This is a genomic window from Micromonospora sp. NPDC049102, from assembly GCF_043197485.1.
In the GTDB taxonomy this organism is placed as follows: domain Bacteria; phylum Actinomycetota; class Actinomycetes; order Mycobacteriales; family Micromonosporaceae; genus Micromonospora.
The window spans coordinates 269,816-289,319 of sequence record NZ_JBICTE010000003.1 but is presented as its reverse complement, the minus strand read 5'-3'; the positions used below and the strand labels follow the sequence as shown (position 1 = coordinate 289,319).

At 72.0% G+C, this 19,504-nt stretch carries 14 protein-coding genes and 1 pseudogene; 9 read left to right on the top strand and 6 right to left on the bottom strand.

The window, feature by feature from the left end:
- Positions 1-42: 42 nt before the first annotated feature.
- Complete coding sequence (locus tag ACGFH9_RS05960; RefSeq protein WP_393215924.1) at positions 43-813, bottom strand: ROK family protein; 771 nt, start codon at positions 811-813, stop codon at positions 43-45.
- Positions 814-875: 62 nt separating this feature from the next.
- Between ACGFH9_RS05960 and ACGFH9_RS05955 the strand changes: the two genes are divergently transcribed.
- The 3 genes from ACGFH9_RS05955 to ACGFH9_RS05945 all read left to right on the top strand — a co-directional run bounded on the left by ACGFH9_RS05955 (position 876) and on the right by ACGFH9_RS05945 (position 3,674).
- The gene (locus ACGFH9_RS05955) at positions 876-2,513 is read left to right on the top strand and encodes an ABC-F family ATP-binding cassette domain-containing protein (RefSeq protein ID WP_393215921.1); all 1,638 of its coding nucleotides are present in this window, start codon (positions 876-878) and stop codon (positions 2,511-2,513) included.
- Positions 2,514-2,551: 38 nt separating this feature from the next.
- Positions 2,552-2,755, top strand: a complete 204-nt coding sequence (locus tag ACGFH9_RS05950; RefSeq protein WP_393215918.1) for a hypothetical protein — start codon at positions 2,552-2,554, stop codon at positions 2,753-2,755.
- Between the two features lie 193 nt (positions 2,756-2,948).
- Complete coding sequence (locus ACGFH9_RS05945; RefSeq protein WP_393215915.1) at positions 2,949-3,674, top strand: methyltransferase domain-containing protein; 726 nt, start codon at positions 2,949-2,951, stop codon at positions 3,672-3,674.
- Here the strand turns inward: ACGFH9_RS05945 and ACGFH9_RS05940 are convergent.
- Positions 3,671-4,675: a LacI family DNA-binding transcriptional regulator gene (locus tag ACGFH9_RS05940; protein ID WP_393215912.1), complete on the bottom strand. Its 1,005-nt coding sequence runs from the start codon at positions 4,673-4,675 to the stop codon at positions 3,671-3,673. The genes ACGFH9_RS05945 and ACGFH9_RS05940 overlap by 4 nt on opposite strands.
- A gap of 119 nt (positions 4,676-4,794) precedes the next feature.
- Between ACGFH9_RS05940 and ACGFH9_RS05935 the strand changes: the two are divergent.
- Positions 4,795-4,983, top strand: a pseudogene (locus ACGFH9_RS05935) (alpha-L-arabinofuranosidase); the annotation flags it as partial.
- Here ACGFH9_RS05935 and ACGFH9_RS05930 read toward each other — a convergent pair.
- On the bottom strand, positions 4,982-6,478 hold the full coding sequence (locus tag ACGFH9_RS05930) for an amino acid permease (protein ID WP_393215909.1): 1,497 nt from the start codon (positions 6,476-6,478) through the stop codon (positions 4,982-4,984). The pseudogene ACGFH9_RS05935 and the gene ACGFH9_RS05930 sit on opposite strands and share 2 nt — an antisense overlap.
- 201 nt (positions 6,479-6,679) lie before the next feature.
- Here ACGFH9_RS05930 and ACGFH9_RS05925 point away from each other — a divergent pair, with 201 nt between their 5' ends.
- Both ACGFH9_RS05925 and ACGFH9_RS05920 read left to right on the top strand, forming a co-directional pair.
- Complete coding sequence (locus tag ACGFH9_RS05925; protein WP_393215906.1) at positions 6,680-8,341, top strand: glycoside hydrolase family 10 protein; 1,662 nt, start codon at positions 6,680-6,682, stop codon at positions 8,339-8,341.
- A gap of 177 nt (positions 8,342-8,518) precedes the next feature.
- A complete protein-coding gene (locus ACGFH9_RS05920) occupies positions 8,519-9,103 on the top strand; it encodes a phospholipase (protein ID WP_393215903.1) in 585 nt (194 codons plus the stop codon).
- A 58-nt stretch (positions 9,104-9,161) separates the two neighbouring features.
- Here the strand turns inward: ACGFH9_RS05920 and ACGFH9_RS05915 are convergent, their stop codons facing one another.
- Together ACGFH9_RS05915 and ACGFH9_RS05910 are read right to left on the bottom strand one after the other, a co-directional pair.
- Positions 9,162-11,984 (bottom strand): ATP-binding protein, encoded by a 2,823-nt coding sequence (locus tag ACGFH9_RS05915; RefSeq protein WP_393215900.1) that lies wholly within the window; start codon positions 11,982-11,984, stop codon positions 9,162-9,164.
- Between the two features lie 153 nt (positions 11,985-12,137).
- Positions 12,138-12,347, bottom strand: coding sequence for a zinc ribbon domain-containing protein (locus tag ACGFH9_RS05910; protein ID WP_355245028.1), 210 nt, complete (start codon positions 12,345-12,347; stop codon positions 12,138-12,140).
- Between the two features lie 54 nt (positions 12,348-12,401).
- Between ACGFH9_RS05910 and ACGFH9_RS05905 the strand changes: the two genes are divergently transcribed.
- The 3 genes from ACGFH9_RS05905 (at position 12,402) to ACGFH9_RS05895 (ending at position 18,274) form a co-directional block, all read left to right on the top strand.
- Positions 12,402-13,814 (top strand): lytic murein transglycosylase, encoded by a 1,413-nt coding sequence (locus ACGFH9_RS05905; RefSeq protein ID WP_393216007.1) that lies wholly within the window; start codon positions 12,402-12,404, stop codon positions 13,812-13,814.
- 72 nt (positions 13,815-13,886) lie between these two features.
- The gene (locus ACGFH9_RS05900) at positions 13,887-14,903 is read left to right on the top strand and encodes a GNAT family N-acetyltransferase (protein WP_393216004.1); all 1,017 of its coding nucleotides are present in this window, start codon (positions 13,887-13,889) and stop codon (positions 14,901-14,903) included.
- Positions 14,904-14,995: 92 nt separating this feature from the next.
- On the top strand, positions 14,996-18,274 hold the full coding sequence (locus tag ACGFH9_RS05895; protein WP_393215897.1) for a lamin tail domain-containing protein: 3,279 nt from the start codon (positions 14,996-14,998) through the stop codon (positions 18,272-18,274).
- Positions 18,275-18,515: 241 nt separating this feature from the next.
- On the opposite strand, the gene hemB is transcribed toward ACGFH9_RS05895, so the two are convergent.
- The gene (gene hemB, locus ACGFH9_RS05890; protein WP_393215894.1) at positions 18,516-19,499 is read right to left on the bottom strand and encodes a porphobilinogen synthase; all 984 of its coding nucleotides are present in this window, start codon (positions 19,497-19,499) and stop codon (positions 18,516-18,518) included.
- Positions 19,500-19,504 lie beyond the last annotated feature (5 nt).

Here is a 19,504-nt window from a genome sequence, read left to right as displayed (position 1 = left end):
AACACTCGGCGTTTGGCGACTGTTCCCCAGGTCGAAATAGGGTCAGGCTCGGGCGTCCCGGCGCCCGGCGGACAGCTCCCAGGCGCGTACACCGCCGACGATCCCGGCTGTGTTCGGCACCACCACCACGTCGTCGCCCATCCGGGCCAGCTGCTCCGGTCGGATCAGCCGCGAGTTGCCCCCGCCCAGGTAGAGCCGGTCCCACCGGAACACCGGGCGCAGCCCGTCCACGACCTGCCGGATGCGGCGGGACCAGAAGGCGTCGCCCAGTCGGCGACGCTCCGGCTCGCCCACGTACGTGTCGTAGGTGGTGCCCCACCGCACCGGCGCGTGCGACAGCTCCAGGTGCGGCGCGAGGACTCCCCCGTCGAAGAGAGCGCTGCCCAGCCCCGTCCCCAGCGTCAACACCAGTTCACAACCGGTACCCGCCACCACACCGGCCCCATGCACCTCAGCGTCGTTGAGCACCAGCGCCGGCACCCCGAACGCGTCGGCCAGCGCACCGCGCGCGTCCCAGCCGGACCACTCGGCCAGCAGGTCCGGGTCGACCCGGGACCGGGGTCCGCTGCGGGTGACGTAGTGCGGGGTGGCCACCACCACGCCGTGCCGGATCATCCCGGGGACACCGACGGTCAGCCGGTCGGCCGTGGGCAGCCGCCCACCGAGGTCCAGCAGGGTCCGCACGAACAGGGCGGGAGGCAGCGGGTACGGGGTCGGCACCCGCAACGGTCGGGCGCGCATCGTGCCGGCCTCGTCGAGGACCGACGCCTTGATGCCGCCGCCACCGCAGTCGATCGCCAGTGTGGTCACCACGTCATGGAGTCTGCCCGCTGGGGGCGGGTCTCATGCGGGCGGCCGGATAGGCTGCCGTCCTGATGAGCGCCACGATGATCGTCAAGGACCTGGCCGCCGGGCACGGCGACCGCCCACTCTTCGCCGGACTGGACCTGGTCGTCGCCCCGGGCGACGTGGTCGGCCTGGTCGGGCCGAACGGCGCCGGGAAGTCGACGCTGCTGCGTACCCTCGCCGGGTTGTTGCCGGTCGAGGCCGGCACTGTGCGGCTCAGCCCGCCCACGGCGAGCGTCGGGCACCTGCCGCAGGAGCCGGAGCGGCGACCGGGCGAGACGGTGCGTGACTTCCTGGCCCGCCGGACCGGGGTGACCGCCGCGCAGGCGGCGCTGGACGCGGCGACCGAGGCGCTCACCGCGGGAGCGGCCGGCGCCGACGACGCGTACGGCGACGCATTGGAGCGCTGGCTCGCCCTCGGCGGCGCGGACCTGGACGAACGCGCCGAGCAGGTGAGCGCCGACCTGGGACTCGCTGTCGACCTGGACCACCCGATGACCGGCCTCTCCGGCGGCCAGGCGGCCCGGGCCGGGCTGGCGTCGCTGCTGCTCAGCCGGTACGACGTGTTCCTGCTCGACGAGCCGACGAACGACCTGGACCTGGCCGGGTTGGATCGGCTGGAGGAGTTCGTCACCGGGCTGCGTGCCGGCACGGTGCTGGTCAGCCACGACCGGGAGTTCCTGACCCGCACGGTGACCCGGGTGGTGGAGCTGGACCTGCCGCAGCAGCAGGTCAACCACTACGGCGGCGGCTACGCGGCCTATCTGGAGGAGCGCGAGGTCGCGCGGCGGCACGCCCGCGCGGACTTCGAGGAGTACGCCGACACGAAGGCGGGCCTGGAGGCGCGGGCCCGCACGCAGCGGGGCTGGATGGAGAAGGGCGTGAAGAACGCCCGCCGCAAGGCCACGGACAACGACAAGATCGGCCGCAAGTTGCGAGCCGAGTCGAGCGAGAAGCAGGCCGCCAAGGCCAAGCAGACCGATCGGCTGATCGAACGCCTCGAGGTGGTCGAGGAACCCCGCAAGGAGTGGGAACTGCGGATGGAGATCGCCGCCGCGCCCCGCGCCGGTGCCGTCGTGGCCACGCTCCGACACGCGGTGGTACGTCGGGGAGGCTTCACCCTCGGGCCGGTCAACCTCCAGATCGACTGGGCGGACCGGGTGGCGGTGACCGGGGCGAACGGCTCGGGCAAGTCCACCCTCCTGGCCGCGCTGCTGGGGCGGCTGCCGCTGGACGAGGGCACCGCATCGCTCGGGCCGGGCGTGGTGGTCGGCGAGGTGGACCAGGCCCGAGGACTGTTCCTCGGTGACGTACCGCTGATCGACGCGTTCCAGGCGGCCGTACCGCAGATGTCGCCGGCGGACGCGCGGACGTTGCTGGCCAAGTTCGGCCTGCGCGCGGCGCACGTTCCGCGGCCGGCGGCGACCCTGTCACCGGGCGAGCGGACGCGCGCGGCGCTGGCCCTGCTCCAGGGGCGCGGGGTCAACCTGCTGGTGCTGGACGAGCCCACCAACCACCTCGACCTGCCCGCCATCGAACAGCTCGAATCGGCGCTGGCCAGCTACCCCGGAACGCTGCTGCTGGTCACCCATGACCGGCGGATGCTGGCCGCCATCGAGACCAACCGGCGGCTGCGGGTCGACGGCGGGCGGATCGCCGAGGATTGATGCAGGTCCGCGGGCCGGCGCGGGGTGAGAATGACGCCATGCTCAAGTGGGAGTACGCCCTGCTGGTCCGCCGCCGCCAGGCAGCGACCAACGACCTCGGCTGGGAGGTCGTCTTCGTCTGGTACGGCCCGGACGGCTCGATGGTGGACGTGACGCCGTACGGCGACACCGCGCGGCCGAAGCCCGCCGATCCCCCGCCCCGCCAACGGATGCGCGGCGGCCGCCGGACGCTGTCGGGCTGATCTCCAGGGCACCGGACCGGCGGGCGGCACTCCCATGAGCGTGATGACTGTGCGGCATCTTGATGCCACAGGGTCATCACGCTCAACCGGGAGGCGCCTCGGACGTGCCGACACACCCGTCGGCAGTCGCGCGAAGGCGAAGAGGGGAATACCGGGCGCGGATGCGGGTAACGCGCGACGGGAGGTGGCCCGAATGGTCGCTTTGGCACAGACTCCGCCCTCGGCCGAACGGCTGCGGTTGATCGACGAGTCCCTCGCGCTCGCGTGGGCGGACCAGGTCCGGCACGACGATCGCCTGCGCGACCTCGCGGTCGAGGTGCGGTTCGACCGAGGGGTCGCCCACCTGAGCGGGGAGGTCGCCGAGCCTGCGGACCTCCGGCGGGTGCGCGAACTGGTGGGGCGGCTGGCCGGCGTCTACGGCGTCTGGTGCAAGGTCGGCGTCGGCGGACGGGCGCCGGTCGTGGTGGACCTCGGCTGCGGCCCGACCAAGCAGTGGACGGGCAACCTCGGGCTGGACATCTATCCCGCGCCCGGAGTGGACGCGGTGGCGGACCTCTCCGGCTCGTTGCCGCTGGCCGACAACTCGGTGGACGTCCTGTTCGCGGTGCACATCCTGGAGCACCTGATCGACTTCCTGCCCCTGGTCGACGAGTGTCACCGGGTGCTCCGACCGGGTGGTGTCCTGCACGTCATGAGCCCCTGGTGGGGCCACGTCAACGCGGTGGCCGACCCGACCCACGTCCGCCTGATGGACGTGCAGACGTTCAAGGGGATCTGCCAGCTCCGGCCGCCGGGCACCCCACGGTGGTACCCGCTGCACGCCGGGTGCGACGGCGCGTCGATCTTCGCCGACCTGACGCCCCTCCCGGCGGATGCCGAGCCGGCCCCGAACTCCCACCTGGCCCGCTTCTTCGACTAGGCCCTGGTGGATTCGCGTAGTTCCAGGTGGTAGGGCGCCTTGAGCGCGCGGGCGGGGGCGCTGCGGTCACCGTCCAGGCGACTGGCGAGGAGTTCGACGGCCAGCCGGGCGATCTGCTCCTTGTCCGGGGCGACGGTGCTCAGCGTGGGGACCGAGAACCGGCCGTCCTCGATGTCGTCGAAGCCGACCACCGCCACGTCCTCGGGCACGCGCAGGCCGGCCTCGTGCAGGGCACGCAGGGCACCCAGGGCCAACGTGTCGTTGAAGCAGAAGACTGCGTCGGCGCGTACCCCAGTGGTGAGCAGGCCGCGCATCGCGGCCGCGCCGTCGCCGCGGTGCCAGGCCGTCGCGGGCGCCACGAGGGTTTCGTCGTAGGCCAGGCCGGCGGCGCGCAGCGCCTCGACGTAGCCCGCCAGACGCAGGCGGGCGCTGGCACCCTCGTCGGTGCGCTGCGAGCCGATCGCGGCGATCCGGCGGTGGCCGAGCTGGATCAGGTGCTCGGTGATCTCCCGGGCGGCGGTGACGTTGTCGATCACCACACGGTCGGCGGGCCCGTGGTCGACACGCTCGCCGAGTAGCACCATCGGGGTGCCGTCGAGGCTGGCCAGATCCTCGGCCGTGAGCGCCAGCGGGCTGAAGATGAGCCCGTCGATCAGGTGGTCGGTGATGCCGGAGGCGACCACTCGCTCCTGCTCGCGCCGCCCACCGGTCTGGTCGATGAGCACGGTCCAGCCGTACTCGGCGGCGGCGGTGACGACGTGACGGGCGAGTTCGGCGAAGTACGGGATGTCCAGTTCCGGCACGGCCAGGGCGATCACTCCGGTACGCCCCTTGCGCAGGTGGCGGGCGGAGAGGTTGGGCCGGTAGTTCAGCTCGGCGATGGCCTCCTCGACACGGGCCCGGGTGTCCGGACGTACGTGCACGTAGCCGTTCACCACGTTCGAGACGGTCTTCACCGAGACGCCGGCCCGCTCGGCCACGTCCTTGAGCCTGTGTCGCACCCCGCAACCTCCCCGATGTAACCCAGCGCACCATACCTCGTCACCAGCTCTTTACAACGTTGCCTACAACGTTGCACAAACGGGGGACGTCGTGGACCGCGCAGTTGACGATCGATCCGGCCCTGGGCGTCTCGGTGGTCCGCTACCCCGGCGGCAACTTCGTCTCCGGCTCCCGCTGGGAGGACGGCGTCGGCCCGGTCGGCGACCGGCCGCGCCGCCTCGACCTGGCGTGGAAGACGATCGAGACCAACGCGTTCGGCCTGCACGAGTTCATGACCTGGGCCGACGAGGCCGGCGTCGAGCCGGTCAGGCGCTCGGCTCGCGTGGCGCCGGGGCGACGGCGGGCTCGTGCTGGGCCAGCCGGTTGCGGCGGTAGCCGTAGCCGAAGTAGATGACCGCGCCGAGCAGCATCCAGGCGAGGAACCGCAGCCAGGTCTCCACCGACAGGTTGAGCATCAGGTAGAAGCAGGCCAGCGCGGACACGACCGGCAGCACGGGCGAGAACGGCACCCGGAACGGCCGCTCCAGGTCCGGGCGCTTGCGGCGCAGGATCGGCACCGCGATCGAGACCAGCACGAACGCACAGAGCGCGCCGATGCTGACCAGGTCGGCCAGGGCGGATAGCGGCAGGAAGCCGGCCAGCAGCGCGACCGCCACCGTCATGATCGCGGAGATCCGGTACGGGGTGCCCCAGCGCGGGTGCACGGCCGCGATCGAGGGCGGAATCAGGCCGTCCCGGGCGATGGCGAAGCCGATCCGGCCCATCGCCACCAGGTCGACCAGGATGACGCTGGTCAGGCCGGCGACCGCGGCGATGGAGACGAGCGTCGCCGCCCAGCCGGCGCCGACCGACTCGAACGCCGAGGCGATCGGGGCACCCCGGTCGATCTCGGTGTACGGCACCATGCCGACGACCACCAGCGATACGCCGATGTAGAGCACGGTGGAGATCAGCAGCGTGCCGAGCAGGCCCAGGGTGAGGTCCCGCTTGGGCTTGCGCGTCTCCTCGCCCAGGTTGGCGACGGCCTCGAAGCCGGTGTACGCGAAGAAGACCACCGCCGCGGCGCTGAGCACTCCGACGAAGCCGAACACCGACGGCTCCAACCCGAAGAGCGCCTGCGTCACCGGCTGCTTGATGCCGTCGTCGCCACTGCCGGCGGGCTCGGCCGGCGGGATGAACGGGGTGAGGTTGGCGGCCTTGACGAAGAACAGGCCGGCGACCACCACGAAGACGCAGATCGCCACCTTGACCAGCACCAGCAGGTTGGTGATCCGGGCGGATTCCCGGATGCCGACGATCGCGACGACGCCCAGGATCAGCACGATGGCGATGGCGCCCACGTTGACGACGCTGCCCTCCTCACCGAACCACCGGGTCGGCAGGTCGAGCAGTTCGGCCAGGTAGCCGGACCAGCCGCGGGCCACCACGGCCGCGCCGAGCGCGAACTCCAGGAGCAGGTCCCAGCCGATGATCCAGGCGACGATCTCGCCCATCGTCGCGTACGCGTAGGTGTAGGCGCTGCCGGCGGTCGGCACGCTGGAGGCCAGCTCGGCGTAGCAGAGGGCGGCGAGCAGGGCCACCACGCCGGCGATGGCGAAGGAGATCACCACACCCGGTCCGGCGCTGTCGCGCGCCTCGATGCCGGTGAGCGTGAAGATGCCGGTGCCGATCACGATGCCGATGCCGAAGCCGGTGAGGTCGAGGGCACCGAGTCGTCTCTTCAGCCCTAACCTGCCGTCGCTGCCGTCGGCGTCGCCCTGGGCCATGACGTCCTTGATCGGTTTGGTTCGCAACACGGACATGCGCTCACCCCTCCCACCGTGCGACCACCACGGTGGCGGCCGGTGACCGGCGTTGCTACCCAGCGGAGGGATCGGTCAACCACGAACTCTTGCGGCGATTGCCAGAGTGTGAAAATTTCCTACCAGGAACAAGGACATCGGCGGCGAATCTTGCCGCGCACCGCGCAAACATCCGGGAGCCCCACCGAAGGGACACACCGCATGAAAGCCACCCGACTCGGAGTCGCCGGGCTGGTCACAGCCCTACTCGGCACGTTCGTCGCCGTCACCCCCGCGAGCGCCACCCCCGGCGCGGTCGACACCACCGGCACCACCACCTGCGCCACGGACCCGGCCACCCCCAAGCGGCAGTTCCGGGCGATGTGGATCTCTTCGGTGGTCAACATCGACTGGCCCAGCAAGGCGTCCCAGACCAGCCCGGACCGGATCGCCGCCCAGCAGGCCGAGTACCGGGAACTGCTCGACCTGGCCGAACGACTCAACCACAACGCCGTGGTCGTACAGGTCCGGCCCACCGCCGACGCGCTCTGGCCCTCGCCGTACGAGCCGTGGTCGGAGTACCTGACCGGCGTGCGCGGCCAGGACCCCGGCTGGGACCCGCTGGCCTTCCTGGTCGACGAGTCGCACAGGCGCAACCTCGAATTCCACGCCTGGTTCAACCCGTACCGCGTCTCCATGCCGGCCCCCGGTGGCGCCGGCGCCGACCTCGACCAGCTCGCCCCCGGGCACCCCGCCCGACGGCACCCCGACTGGACCTTCGCCTACCCGCCGGCCGGCGTGGCCGGCAGCCGGCTCTACTACAACCCCGGAATTCCCGAGGTCCGCGAGTTCGTCCAGACCGCGATGATGGACGCGGTCACGAAGTACGACATCGACGGCGTCCACTTCGACGACTACTTCTACCCCTACCCCAGCGGCACTTACCAGGTGCCCGACGACGCCACGTTCGCGGCGTACAACCGGGGTTTCACCGACCGGGCCGACTGGCGGCGGGACAACATCAACCTGCTGATCCAGGAAATGAGCGGCAGGATCAAGGCGGCGAAGCCGTGGGTGAAGTTCGGTGTCAGCCCCTTCGGCATCTGGCGTAACAAGACCGCAGACCCGCTCGGCTCGGACACCACCGGCAGCCAGTCGTACGACATCATCTCGGCCGACACCCGCAAGTGGATCAAAGAGGAGTGGATCGACTACGTCGTGCCGCAGCTCTACTGGTACATCGGCCAGTACCCGGCGGCCGACTACGCGCGACTCGTGCCGTGGTGGGCCGAGACGGTACGCGGCACCCGGGTGCAGCTCTACATCGGCCAGGCCGACTACAAGAGCGGCGATCCGGCGTACGGGCCGTACTGGCAGAACCCGCGTGAGCTGTCCGACCACCTGACGCTCCACCGGTCGTACCCCGAGGTACAGGGCAACGTGCACTTCTCCGCCGTCCAGGTACGGGCCAACCGGCTCGGCGCCACCGACATCTACGCGGCCGAGCACTACTCGCGCCTGGCCCTCGTGCCGGCCATGCCGCACCTGCCGGCGAAGCCGCTGCTGCCGCCGGTCGTCACCAGGGTCACCCGGGAGGCCGACGGAGTGCGGCTGACCTGGCGTCAGCCCGCCGACGGCAGGGGTCCGCTCGGCACGGCGACGTCGTACGCGATCTACCGGTTCGACGGCACCACGCTGCCCGGGCGGTGCGCCACCTCCGACGCTACCCACCTGGTCGACACCGTCCGGGCCACCCCCGGCGACACCCGGTCCTGGGTGGACACGTCGGTCGAGCCCGGTCGGCGCTACACGTACCGGCTGACCGCGCTGGACCGGACGGCCAACGAGAGCCCGGCCGGCCCGCCCGCCTTCCTCCTGCGCTGACCAGCTCCGCCGAATGCCCCGGGTGCCCGCGCGCCCGGGGCATTCGTCTGTTTCGGCGTATGTCACCGATAGTTCGCGCGGCGCATACCGGCAAGCTGATCAGTTGATCGAAACTTGTCGACATCCGGTGACCCGCCGGCAACTTCCGTCCCACCGCATACCCCGCGGAGGTAACCCGTGCCCCGACGTCTCGCCACCCTGTTCAGCTCGGGCGCGCTCGCGCTGCTCGCCACCCTCGCCATCGCCTCCCCCGCCGCCGCCGTCACCCCCGCACGGAAGCTGTCCGTGCTGTCGAGTTGGACCCAGACCAGCGCGTCCAGCTACAACTCCTGGAACAGCGCTCGCGTCAACCGGGCGCCCTGGGCCGAGTACAACTTCGTCTGGTCCACCGACTACTGCTCGTCCAGCCCGGACAACCCGCTCGGCTTCACCTTCAACCTGGGCTGCTACCGACACGACTTCGGCTACCGCAACTACAAGGCCGTCGGCCAGTTCTCCGCCAACAAGGCCCGCCTGGACAACGCCTTCTACGCGGACCTGAAGCGGGTCTGCGCCACGTACAACACCGTCGTCCGCCCGGCCTGCCACAGCCTGGCCTGGACGTACTACCAGGCGGTCCACATCTTCGGCTCGGTAGCCGCAGTCAAGCAGGCCGACATAGACCGAGCCGCCCGCCTGAAGGCTCAACCCCACCCACCCCACCCACCCCACCCCGTTGATCATGAAGTTATTGCCCGTCGGCGCGGCGTGTCGTGGCAATAACTTCATGATCGACCCACCAGAGGGGCGGGGTTAGGGGGGCGGGGTTAGGGGGGCGGGGTTAGGCGTGTTCGGTTTTTGTTGCTGGGTGTTGGGACTGGGTGGGTTGGGACAGTTCGGTGCTGAAGCGGGTCGAGTCCGCTGCCAGATCCGGATGTTCCACGTCGAGTGCGAGCGCCACCGCCTCGTCCAGGCTCAACTCGGCACCCTCGGCGTACGCGTCGTCGAACGCCGCGTCGCCCATCAGCGAACGCAACTCGGCCTGCTGGTCAGCCCAGTAGCCGCCGTAGATCCCCGGGGTCGCCCGCATGCTTGCCCGGGTGGCCTGCGCCGCGCCGAACAGCCGCCCGGCCGTCACCCGGTCCCCGCCGAGCGCACACCGCACGGCAATGGCGTTCAGGGTGTCGCAGGCCCGGCCGTGGTAGCCGTGCCCCATCCGTGAGCGCAGCGCCACCAGCAGGTGCTCGTGCGCGGCGATCACGTCACCCCGGGCCAGGGCGACCATCCCGAGCAGCATGTCCACCGAACGCCGCCCCCGCTCGATCGGACGGGCGGCCTCCACCGGACGGGCCGCTCCCAGCAGGTCCGCCGCCTCCCCCAGCGCGCCCCGCCGCCACAGCAGCTCGGCAAGGCTGAAGACCGCGAACAGCGCCTCGCCGACCACCTCCTGCCCGTGCGCCCAGTCGATGACCTCCCGACAGACCCGCTCGGCCTCGAAGAACTGACCCATGTCCACAAGGGGCGCGGCCCGGCCGGCGAGCACCCGGGCCAGCAGACCAGCGTCACCGGCCTGCCGGGCGGCGGCCTCCGCCCGCTGCGAGTAGCGCAGCTCCTCCGCGAACTCGCCGTCGGCGCCGGCGTGCAGCGAGTGCATGTGGTACGCCGCCGCCAGCTCCGCGTCCGGAATTCGCTCGCCGGTCTCGGCGATCCGCCCGTACAGCCGGAACAGCCAGAGCCGGCCCTCCCGCGCCAGCCCGCGCTCGCGCCACCACTGGTCCAGCCCGCCAGCCAGACGGAGACCGGCGCGGGCGCTGCCGCCGGTGGCACACCACCGCAGGGCGGCCCGCAGCTCGTCGGCCAGCGGATCGAGGGTGTAGAGCGACAGCGTCACCGGCCGCCCGTCCGGCCCCAGGTGGGCCCGCTCCAGCGCGTGCGCCGACCACGCCGCATGCCGGTCCCGGGCGGCCTGCTCCTCCCCCGCCTCGGCCAGCCGCCGCGCCGCGTACGCCCGGATCGGGTCGAGCATCCGGTACGAGCTGCCGGCGGCACGCGGCTCGGCCAACACCATCGACTTGTCCACCAGCACCGACAGTGGATCCAGCGGGTCGTCGCCCTGCAGCCACTCGACGGTGGGCAGGTCCACCGGCCCGGCGAAGACCGCCATCCAGCGCAGCAGCCGCGCGGCCCGCGGCCCCAACGTCCGGTACGACCAGGTCACGGTGGCCTGCATGGTCAGGTGCCGTTCGGTGGCCGACCGCTGCACGGCCCTGCTCGCCGCGGTGGGCGGCGGCGTACCGATCGCCGCCGCGACCAGGTCCACGGTGTCCTGTTGGTTGCCGGACCAGCCCCGCTCCACCGGCGGTGGCTCCGGGTCCTCCCGGCCGGCGTCCAGCGTGCCGAGGACGTCGTCCAGCCGCTCGGCGAGCTGACCCACGGAGAGCACCCGCAGCCGGGCGGCCGCCAACTCGATGGCGAGCGGCAGCCCGTCCAACCGCCGCACCACCCGCCGCAGATCGGCCGACTCGGCGGGCTCCGGCTGCCGGCCGCCACGCGCCGCCGCCGTACGGTCCAGCAGCAGCGCCACCGCGTCGCTCTCCGCGCCGTCGGCACGTCTGTCGACCGAGAGCGGCGGGATGCGCCACACCACCTCGCCGGGCAGGCTGAACGACTCGCGACTGGTCGCCAGCACCCGCACGCCGCCCCCGCCGGAGAGCAGCCGCGAGATGACCTCGCCGCAGGCCGCCGGTTGCGTGTCGCAGGTGTCCAGCACGACCAGCATCCGCCGAGCCGCCGCGTACTCGACGAGCGTGTCCAGCATCGGGCGACCCGGCTCGGGCCGCAGCCCCAGGACCGCGGCGATCGCGAAAGCCACCAACCCCGGGTCGGTCACCGAGGCGATGTCGACGAACCAGACCCCGTCGGGGTACGCCTCGACAACTCCAGCGGCCAACTCCACGGCGAGTCGGGTCTTGCCCGCGCCGCCCGCGCCCAGCACCGTCACCAGCCGGTGCTGCTCGACCAGTTGACTCAGCTCGGCGCGCTCGACCTGACGCCCGACGAACGAGGTCACCTGGGTGGGCAGGTTGTGCGTCACCGCGTCGGCGGTACGCGGGCGGGGGAACTGCCGCTCCAGGCCGGGGGCGACAAGTTGGAACAGCCGCTCCCGGTCGTCGAAGCCACGCAACCGGTGCAGGCCCAGGTCCAGCAGGGTGGCGCCCGGTGGCAGCGGGTCGGCCCGGCGGGCCGTCGACGCCGAACAGAGCACCTGGCCCCCGTGTGCGGCCGCCGCCACCCGCGCGGCCCGGTGCACCTCGGGACTGGCGTACTCCCCGTCGCGGGGCTCGGCGTAGCCGGTGTGCAGGCCCATCCGCACCCGGGGTGCGGCCTCCTCGGTCGGCCAGTCGTGGTTCGCCAGCGCCCGCTGGGCGGTCAGGCAGGCCGTCAGTGCCGCCGCCGCGTCGTCGAAGGCCAGGAAGAACGAGTCGCCTTCGGTCAACAGTTCGGCACCACCGGTGGCGGCCAGGGTCCGACGCAGCAACCGCCGATGCTCGGCGAGCACCGGGCGGTAGTCCGCACCGAGCAACTGAGCCAGCCGGGTCGAGCCCTCGATGTCGGTGAACACGAAGGTCACCCAACCGCTCGGGAGCTGGATCCGTGGCGACATGCGAGGAACCTCCGCCCGTGACGTCGGGTTCATGCTGCCTGAGTCCGAGCGGTCACGCATCGTGAGAACGGCCGGGCAGGTGCCGCCTCAAGGTGCCACTCGAACCCAGTCCCGGCAAGGCCGATCCACGAGTCTGCCGCCGAAACCGCCGGATCAGCAGCCGCAGGCGCCACCACAGCAACCGCCGCCGGCCGGCGTCGGCGTGCCACCGGCGCCGCGACCGGTGACCGACACCGCCGAGAGCAGCTTGACCGTGTCGGCGTGACCCTGCGGGCAGGTGGCCGGCGCTCCGGCCTGCGCCATCGGGCGGTTGACCTCGAAAGTGTCGCCGCAGGCGCGGCAGCGGAACTCGTACCGGGGCATGCCACCAGGGTACGTGGACCTGACGCCTGTCGGGACATGAGTGATACTCGACGGGTGGTGGACGGCGAGGACAAGACGCGTGTGCAACCGCTTCGACCGGCCGCGCCGCTGGACGGGCCGCTTGCAGAGTCGGGCGCCGCGCCCGATCCGGTGTCCGCAGCAATCCCTCGCCCGCGCCGGCCCTGGCTGCGCAGCGGCACGACCGACCCGAGGACGGCGACACCGACGCCAGCCGACGCCACCACGACTGCCGACCCCGCGAACGGCGACGCCCGGGCCGCCGACCAGCCGAAGGATGCCGCCACCGGCGACCAGCCGGACGATGCCGCCACCGCGGACACCCCCACTGCCGACAGCGGCGACACGGACACCGCAACTGCGGACACCGGCGGCACGGACACCGGCGACGGGACAGTCGCGGCGGGCGCCAGCCCCACCGACCTGACGGCGACCAAGGTGGACGGCGTCGCCGTCGTACCGGTGATCACGCCTGGTCGGCGGCGGCGCGTGCCGTTCGCGCACGCCGTGCGTCTGCCGCCGCCACGTCAGGCCGCGGTGACCGCCGCCCGGGCGACCCGGGAGTGGTCCCGCCGGCCCAGCGGTCGGCTCACCGTCCCCGGGGTCTTCCTGCTGGCCCTGGTCGCGGCGACCGCCGCCGCGGGAGCGCTGCTCGTCCCGGCGACGATTCGCGGGTCCAAGCCGGTGGCCGTCGACGCCACGGCCGCGCCGACCGTGGCCGTGCCACCGGCGTTGCCGCTCGACCCACGGCCGACCGGTCCGCTGCCCAGCGGGGCGGTGCCGACGGGCGCGGTGCCGACCGGCGCGCTGCCCACCGGGGCGTTCCCGACCGGTGGCATGCCGACCGGGCCGGCCGTCGCGCCCACCCTCGGCGGTCGTCCGTCGGACGCCCTGGCCGGTTGGGCGCAGCAGGTCGGTGCCAGGGTGGGCATCCCGCCGGCCGCCATGCAGGCGTACGGGTACGCGGAGCTGATGCTCGCCCAGACCAACCGGAGCTGCGCCTTGAGCTGGACGACGTTGGCCGCGATCGGTCAGGTCGAGTCCGGGCACGGTTCGGCCAACGGCGCGCGGCTGGGGTCCGACGGCAAAGCCCTGCCCCAGATCATCGGGTTGCCGCTGGACGGTAACGGCGGCCGGATGCGGATCATCGACACCGACCGCGGGGCGCTCGACAACGACAGCACCTACGACCGGGCGATCGGGCCGATGCAGTTCATCCCGACGACCTGGCAGGAGATCGGCGCCGACGCCGACCAGGACGGGGTCAAGGACCCGCACGACCTGGACGACGCGGCGCTGGCGGCCGGCAACTACCTCTGCAAGGGTGGCCGCAACCTCAGCATCCCCGGCGACTGGTGGAACGCGATCCTGTCGTACAACGACGTGCGGCGGTACGCCAAGGCCGTCTACGACACCGCTGACCGGTACGGACGGGCCAGCCGCCCGTAATGTGATCGTCCGCGTACATTGGAGGACCGGGCACTTCCGCCGAGCAGCCGTTAGCGGCAAGCTAGACAGGTGATGGTGCGCGAGTGGGACCCCAGGACCGCGTCCTCCGCCGAGATCGCGTCGCTGTTGACCACGCTGAACGCGGTGCTGGCGGCCGATCTGCCGCAGGACCCGCCGTGGCGGGAGACCTCCCTGCGGGAGTATCTGGCCGAGGTGATGCCCGGTGAGCGGCGGATCTCCTGGCTCGCCCAGGCCGAGCCGACCGCCGCAGGCGAGGTAGGCGCCGTCCTCGGGCAGGTCCACGTGCTCCTGCTCGGTGACATCGGGGTGCTCGAGGTGCTGGTGCACCCCTCGGCGCGACGCAGCGGCCTCGGCCGCGACCTGGTCCTGCGGGCGGCCCGCCGGGTCTACCAGGAGGGCTTCCGGTCGATCGGGGTCGAGGTGGTCGGCGACACGCCGGCGGTGGCCTTCTACGAGTCGCTCGGCTTCACCCGGGAGTACGTGGAGACGCGCAGCGTGCTTGACCTGACCTCGGTGGACTGGGCCGAGTTGACCGAGATGGCCACCGGGATCGGCGCCGGCTACCAGCTGGGGTTCTACCCGGGCGGCCCACCGGACGACCTGATCGAGTCGTACGCGCGGGCCAAGGCCGAGGTGCGTGACGTCGACGACGGCGAGCTACGTCCCAGCTCCTACGACCCGGAGCGCCTGCGGGACAGCCTCGACACCCTGCACCGGCGCGGCATGAAGCCGTACATCGTGCTGGCCCGGCACGAGCAGAGCGGTGAGGTGGCCGGCCTGACCGAGGTGGTGGTGCCGGCGCAGCACCCGACCCGCGCCGACCAGTACGACACGATCGTCGCGCAGGAGCACCGGGGTTACGGCATCGACCGGGCGCTCAAGGCGCGGATGCTGCTGGAGCTGCGCTCCGCCGAGCCGGAGCTGGTCGAGGTACAGACCTGGAACGCGCAGGCCAACGAGGCACTGCTCAAGGTCAACGCGGAGCTGGGCTACCGGCCCGACCGGGACTGGTGCGAATACAGCGTCGACGTCGCTGAGCTGGTACACCGCCTCGATCCGTCACGCTGAGGAAATTCACGAAAGTGTCCACTAGGGGATGGACGGTGGACAGCAGCGCCCCTTAACGTGCGTTGACCCCGCCCACCCATCGTGGAGGCCCTATGCGCCCGCGCCGCACGACAGCCGCGCTCGCTATCGCCACCGCCGCAGTGACCGTCACGGCCCTCGGCGTCACACCCACCGCGGCCAGCGCTACGCCCACCGACCTCTTCATCTCCGAGTACGTCGAAGGCTCGTCGAACAACAAGGCGATCGAGCTGTTCAACGGCACCGGCGCTCCCATCGACCTCACCGCGGGCGGCTACCAGCTCCAGCTCTACTTCAACGGCTCCACCACGGCGACCACGATCGCGCTGACCGGGACCGTCGCCGCCGGGGACGCTTTCGTGTTCGCCAGCGCCTCGGCCGCAACGACCGTCCTCACCCAGGCCGACCAGACCACCGGTGCGAGCCTGTTCAACGGCGACGACGCGATCGTGCTCCGCCGCGGCACCACCGTGCTCGACTCGATCGGTCAGGTGGGCGTCGACCCGGGCACCGAGTGGGGCACGGGCACGGCCAGCACGGCGGACAACACGCTGCGCCGGCTGCCCTCGGTGACGGCGGGCGACACCGACCCGTCGGACGCGTTCGACCCCGCCGCGCAGTGGGCCGGGCTGCCGGTCGACACCTTCGACGGGCTCGGCTCGCACACCGTGGACGGCGGTGGACCGGTCGACGTCCCGGCGACGGTGACCTGCGGCGGACCACTGGTCACCGCGTCGGGGACGGCGACGAGTCGGGAGATCACCGCCACTGACCCGGACGACACGATCGTCGACCTGGCGGTGACCGAGGTCAGCCCGGCCCCGGCCAGCGGCTCGATCACCCGTACCGCGTTCACTCCGGCCGACGCGGCGGGTGGCACGGCCCGCGCCACGATCGGCGTGAGTGCCGACCTCACCGCCGGGGCGTACACCGTGACCGTGACCGCGACCGACGCGGGCGGTGGCACCGCCACCTGCGCGCTGGCCGTGCAGGCGACCCGGGAACTGACCGTCGGCGAGGTGCAGGGCCCGACCACCGACGCCGAGGCCGGCCCCGCCGACCGCTCACCGCTCGCACCGGCGAGCGGCAACGGCACGAGCAGCACGATGTACGACGTCCGGGGCGTGATCACCCAGCGGACGCTGGCCCGGACGTCGGCCGGGGCGGAGCAGAACGGTTTCTTCCTGGAGAGCCGCAGCGGCGACACCGACGGCGACCCGACCAGCTCCGACGGCATCTTCGTCTTCATGGGCGCGTTCACCTCCCTGGTCGGCGGCTACGTCCCGACGGTCGGCGACGAGGTGGTGCTCCGGGCCCGGGTGTCGGAGTACTACAACTTCACCCAGCTCTCCGGCGCGTCACTGGTCCGCCGGATCGCCACCGGCCTGGACGTGGACACGACGGTCACGGTGACCGACGCGGCGCCTCCGGTCGAGCTGACCGATGCGCAACGCTGGTGGGAGCGGCACGAGGGCGCCCGACTGCGCGTACGCGCGGGCAGTGGCGCGGTGAGCGGCCGGGACGTCTTCGCGTCCACGGCGGACTCGGAGCTGTGGGTCGTCGACCGCGACGATCCGCTGCTGGACCGTGCCGACCCGTACGCCCGGCGGGTCTTCCGGGACTCGCACCCGCTGGACAACGACCCGACCCGGCGCTTCGACGACGGCAACGGGCAGCGTGTGCTGCTCGGCAGCATGGGCGTGAAGGCCACCGCCGGTGACAGCACCGCGCTGCTCCCGCCGGCGCACACCTTCGACACGCTGCGCGCGGACGCGGTGGGCGGCGTCTACTACTCGTTCGAGAAGTACGGCGTGCAGGTCGAGCGGGCCGAGTTCGACGCCGGCGCCGACCCGTCGAAGAACGACCCGCCGAAGCCGGCCGACCGGGCACAGGAGGTCGCGGTCGCCACGTACAACGTCGAGAACCTGTACGACTACCGCGACGACCCGTTCGACGGCTGCGACTTCACCGGCAACGCCGGCTGCACCGGTGTCACCCCGCCGTTCGACTACGTGCCGAGCAGCGAGGCCGACTACCGCCAGCACCTGACGTCGCTCGCCGACCAGATCGTGAAGGATCTGCACGCACCGGATCTGATCCTCGTCCAGGAGGCCGAGGACCAGGACATCTGCATGGTCTCCGGGGCGGCGCTGGCCTGCGGCGACACCGACAACGCCGACGGCGCTCCGGACAGCATCCAGGAGTTGGCGCTCGCGGTGGCGGCGGCCGGTGGGCCGGCGTACGCCGCTGCCTACGACCGGACCGGCGCGGACGCCCGCGGTATCACCGCCGCGTTCCTGTACCGCACGGACCGGCTGTCGTTGGCGGCTGCGACGGCGAGCGACCCTCTGCTGGGCTCGACGCCGACCGTGCAGTACCGCGCCGCAGGGCTGCCGGGCAATGCCGACGTGCAGAACCCCAAGGCGCTCAACGCGGTGCTGCCATCCGATGTGGACACGTCGACCGGCAAGGACGGGAACAACGTCTTCACGCGGGCACCCCAGTTGGGCAAGTTCAGCGTGGCCGCGGCACCGGGCTCATCCGAGCGGTTCACTCTGTACGCGCTCAGCAACCACTACTCGTCCGGTCCGGACGGCCGGATCGGGCAGCGGCGGGAGCAGGCGCGCTACGGGGCTGCGATCGTCACCGCCATCGAGGAGGCCGATCAGTCGGCCCGCCTCGTCTACGGCGGTGACCTGAACGTCTTCCCCCGGCCGGACGACCCCATCGCCACGGGCGCACAGCCGACGCCGTCGGACCAGCTCGCCCCGTTGTACGAGGCTGGCCTGCACAACCTGTGGGACACCCTGGTCGCGGACGTGCCGGCTTCGGCCTACTCGTACAGCTTCGAGGGGCAGGCCCAGACGCTCGACCACCTGTTCGTCAACGACGCGCTCTACGGCGATCTGGTGCAGGTACGGGCGGCGCACGTCAACGCCGACTGGCCGGCCGAGTTCACCGGTGACGGGTCGCGGGGTTCCAGCGATCACGACCCGCAGGTGGCCCGGTTCCGCTCCCGGGCGTCGCTGAGCGTCGCCGACACCACGGTCGTCGAGGGCGACCAGGGCACCCGGCAGATGGTCTTCACCGCCACCGTGTCCCGGCCGCTGTCGCAGCCGGTGCTGCTCTGCGCCGCGACCGTTGGTCTCACAGCGCAGGTGGGCTCGGACTTCGACGCGTACGCCGGTTGCAAGGTGTTGCCCGCCGGTGAGACGTCGGTGGCCTTCCCGGTGACCGTGCGCGGCGACCGCAGGCGCGAGTCGGACGAGAAGCTGACCCTGCTGGTGGCCGGTGTGCCCGGCCTGCGGCTGGCCGACCCGCTGGCGACCGGAACGATCAGCAACGACGACTGATCGTTGGCGCTGACGGCCCACCCTCCAGATTTCCACGGAGGGTGGGCCGTTCGGTTGGACGATCCGGCCGTCCTGGACAACCCTGTGGAGAACCGGCTCATCCGGGGGTGCACCGCACCTCGCGCGCGTCCTTTGCTCAGCTTCAACGGGCGCAACAGTTTCAGGCTCTGACTGTTGCCTCCGCTGAAGCAGAGCAAAGGATGTCAGGGGCACGCCTGGGGGCCCGAGCACCTGCGTTCGCTCAGTAGCGCTGGCGGAGCAGACCGGCAGCCTCGACCGCCCAGTAGGTGAGGATGATCTGCGCGCCGGCCCGCTTGATCGAGGTGAGCGTCTCCATCATCACCCGCTCCCGGTCGATCCAGCCGTTCGCGGCGGCGGCCTCGACAGTCGCGTACTCGCCGGAGACCTGGTATGCGGCGACCGGGACGTCCACGGCGGCCCGGACCGCCGACACCACGTCCAGGTAGGGCAGCGCCGGCTTGACCATCACCATGTCGGCGCCCTCGGCGACGTCGAGCGCCACCTCGCGCAGCGACTCGCGCAGGTTCGCCGGGTCCTGTTGGTAACTGCGCCGGTCGCCCTCCAGCGCCGACTCCACCGCGTCCCGGAACGGGCCGAAGAACGCCGAGGCGTACTTCACCGCGTACGCCAGCACCGCCACGTCCTGGTGCCCGGCGGCGTCGAGCGCCCGGCGTACCACGCCGACCTGGCCGTCCATCATCCCGGACGGCCCGACCACGTCGACCCCGGCGGCGGCCTGCGCCACCGCCATCTCGGCGTACGCGGCCAGGGTGGCGTCGTTGTCGACGTCGCCGTCGGCGGCGAGCACCCCGCAGTGCCCGTGCGAGGTGAACTCGTCCAGGCACAGGTCACTCATGACGACGGTGCTGCCGCCCACCTCGGAGACCACGTCGCGGATGGCGACGTTCAGGATGCCGTCCGGGTCGATGCCGCCGGACCCGGTCGGGTCACGCCGTTCGGGCACCCCGAAGAGCATGATCCCGCCGACGCCGGCCTGGACCGCCTCGGCGGCCGCCTTGCGCAGCGAGTCCCGGGAGTGCTGAAGCACCCCCGGGAGCGACGCGATGGCCCGTGGCTCGGACAACCCTTCCTTGACGAACATCGGCACGATCAGCTCGGCCGGGTCGACCCGGGTCTCGGACACCAGCCGGCGGATCGCCGGGGTGCGGCGCAGGCGGCGAGGCCGGATCTCGGGGTACGACATGGAAG